General features: G+C 66.8%; 4 protein-coding genes. All 4 read left to right on the forward strand.

All coding sequences use genetic code 11. The features are described from left to right. A partial coding sequence (locus EOA28_RS30870) for an MmgE/PrpD family protein (RefSeq protein ID WP_128315615.1) occupies positions 1-1050 on the forward strand: 1050 nt, incomplete at its 5' end. A 7-nt stretch (positions 1051-1057) separates the two neighbouring features. Further along, a complete protein-coding gene (locus tag EOA28_RS30875; protein ID WP_126082270.1) occupies positions 1058-2299 on the forward strand; it encodes an FAD-dependent oxidoreductase in 1242 nt (413 codons plus the stop codon). A gap of 3 nt (positions 2300-2302) precedes the next feature. Beyond that, the gene (locus EOA28_RS30880) at positions 2303-2569 is read left to right on the forward strand and encodes a sarcosine oxidase subunit delta (RefSeq protein ID WP_128315616.1); all 267 of its coding nucleotides are present in this window, start codon (positions 2303-2305) and stop codon (positions 2567-2569) included. Next, positions 2566-3010, forward strand: a 445-nt coding sequence (locus EOA28_RS30885; RefSeq protein ID WP_189342275.1) for a 2Fe-2S iron-sulfur cluster-binding protein, incomplete at its 3' end; no start/stop codon positions are given. The genes EOA28_RS30880 and EOA28_RS30885, both read left to right, overlap by 4 nt.

Raw genomic sequence — 3010 nt, forward strand, 5'->3', positions numbered from 1 at the left:
GGCCATATCGGCGTCGCGGTCGTGCCGGCGCTTGCCGCGCTCGCGGAAGCAAGGCCCGACCTCACCGGGCCGGAGGCGCTGGCGTCGCTGGTCATCGGCTATGAAGTCGCCGGCCGGGCCGGCATCGCCCTGCATGCGACGGTGAGCGACTATCACACCTCCGGCGCCTGGAACGCCTTGGGCGTGGCGGCGGTCGCGGCGCGTCTGCGGCGGCTGGACGAAGCGCAATTGCGCGAGGCGCTCGGCATTGCCGAGTATCATGGCCCGCGCAGCCAGATGATGCGCGAGATCGCCACGCCGACCATGCTGCATGACGGCTCCGGCCCCGGCGCCCTCATCGGCCTTTCGGCGGCGGTGCTGGCCGAACGCGGCTTCACCGGAGCGCCGGCGATCACCGTCGAGGCGCCGGAGGTTGCGAGGCATTGGCAGGACCTCGGCGTGTTCTGGCAGTCATTGCATCAGTATGTGAAGCCTTATCCGATCTGCCGCTGGGCGCATGCGGCGATCGACGCGGTGCGTGGGCTCTGCCTGGCGCACAATCTCGGCGCCTCCGACATCGCCCATGTCCAGATCAACAGCTTCCATTATGCCGCCACCCTGTTCGACGGCATGCCGGACACGACCTCGAAGGCGCAGTACAGCCTGCGCTTCGCCGTCGCGACCTTCATCATCCACCGGCGCATCGGGCTCGAGCATATTTCCGGCGCCGGGCTCGCCGATCCGGCTGTCGCCGACATGCTCACCCGCATCAGCGTGACCGAGACAGAGCGCCACAGCGCCCGCTTCCCGGCCGGCCGCTGGGCCGACGTCATCATCACGACCAATGATGGACGCGTGCTGATGTCTGGCGACGTGCACGCGCGCGGCGGCCCCGAAGCGCCGATGTCGAAGCAGGACGTCGAGGCCAAATATATGGAGTTCGCCGCGCCCGTGCTCGGATCCGGCCGCGCCGCGGCGATCCGCGACGCGGTGCTTTCGCTCGACGACCGCGACAGCCGCTTCTCCGATCTCTCGGCGCTGCTCTACGATCCTCCCGAGGCCTCGAGCTGAGCCCGCAATGCCTCTTAGACTTCTGAAATATGGTCTCAGCAGGGACTATCCGGTCAGCGGCGACATCCCGGCAACGCCGGAGCTGAAGCCGGCCTACGACGTCGTCATCATCGGCGGCGGCGGACATGGACTGTCCTGCGCGCATCATCTTGCCAAATATCACGGCATAAAGAGCGTGGCGGTCCTGGAGAAGGGCTACCTCGCCGGCGGCAACACGGCGCGCAACACCACCACCATCCGCTCCAACTACATCACCCCGGAAGGCATCGCCTTCTACAAGGAGGGCGTCGAGCTGTTCGAGCGGCTGTCGCAAGAGCTCGACTTCAACGTCATGTTCTCGCAGCGCGGCCAGCTGACGCTTGCGCATACAGAGGCGACGATGCGCAGCTTCCATATGCGCGCCGAGATGGGCAAGCACATGGGCACGCGCACCGAGGTCGTCGACCAGAAGGGCGTCGAGGAGCTCTGTCCGCTGCTGAACATGGACTATGGCGGCCCGCTCGAAATCCTCGGCGGGCTCTGGCACGCCGACGGCGGAACGGCGCGCCACGACGCAGTCGCCTGGGGCTATGCCGCCCAGGCATCGCGGCGCGGAGTCGAGATCCATCAGCGCACCGAAGTGCAAGGCTTCGAGGTCATCGGCGACCGCGTCCAGGCCGTCAAGACGAACCGAGGCCGCGTCGCCTGCGGCCAGGTGCTGATCGCCACCGGCGGCATGAACTACGACGTGGCGCTGATGGCCGGCGTCGAGCTTCCGATCCGCTGCTACCCGCTACAGGCCATGGTGACCCAGCCGTTGAAACCCTGGCTGGACACGCTTGTCTCCTCGGTCTCGCTGCACACCTATCTGGTGCAATCCTCGCGCGGCGAGGTCGTCATCGGCGGCGGCTCCGACCCCTACCAGCTCTATTCGACGCGCTCGACGCTCGACATGAAGGAGCACCTCGCCGAAGGCGCCGTCCACCTCTTTCCTTTCCTGCAGGGCGTGCGGCTGCTGAGGCAATGGGCCGGCATCACCGACATGACGCCGGACTACAGCCCGATCATGGGGGCGAGTCCGCTCACCAATCTCTGGCTTGACTGCGGCTGGGGCACCTGGGGCTTCAAGGCGACTCCCGTCGCCGGCAAGCGCATGGCGCAGACGATCGCTGAGGGCCGCATGCCCGACATCCTGAAGCCATTTGCATTGGAGCGGTTCGAAACCTTCCGGCTGCTCAATGAAATGGGCGCGACCGCCGCGAGCCATTGATCCATGAAACTGCTCACCTGCCCCATGAACAGCCCGCGCAACATCGACGAGTTCCAGTCCTTCGGACCGATGCGCGCGCGACCCGATCCGAACGCAACCGCCGACAGGGACTGGTCGCGGCACCTGTTCCGGGCCGAAAACCGCAAGGGCATCGTGGTCGAATGGTGGCGGCACGTGCCGAGCAACTATTTCTTCCTGGCCGAGCGCGACCTGGCCAGCAACGAGATCATCCGCACCTTCGACGCCTCCGACCTGCGGGACCACGCATGAACCGGCTGCCCGCCCCCTTCGGAAGCCGGATCGACCGAAGCCGCCGCATCCGCTTCAGCTTCGAGGGCAAGCCTTTTGAAGGCTATGAAGGCGACAGCATCGCCAGCGCGCTCGCCGCGTCCGGCCAATGGGTGCTGTCGCGCTCGTTCAAATACCACCGCCCGCGCGGCATCCTGTCGATGACCGGGGCCGACGCCAACGCGCTGGTGCAGCTGCCGTTCGAGCCGAACGCCGCCGCTGAGCGGACGCCGATCAGCGAAGGGTTGCGGGTTAGCGCCCAGAATATCAACGGCTCGCTCGAGCGCGATCGCGACGCCATAATGGACAGGTTCGGCCGCTTCCTGCCGGTCGGCTTCTACTATCGTACCTTCATGGGGCCGGGCCGCGACAGCTGGCTGAAATTCTGGGAGCCGATGATCCGCCGCAAGGCGGGCCTCGGCG

This window comes from Mesorhizobium sp. M2A.F.Ca.ET.067.02.1.1 (assembly GCF_004023285.1).
GTDB lineage: Bacteria > Pseudomonadota > Alphaproteobacteria > Rhizobiales > Rhizobiaceae > Mesorhizobium.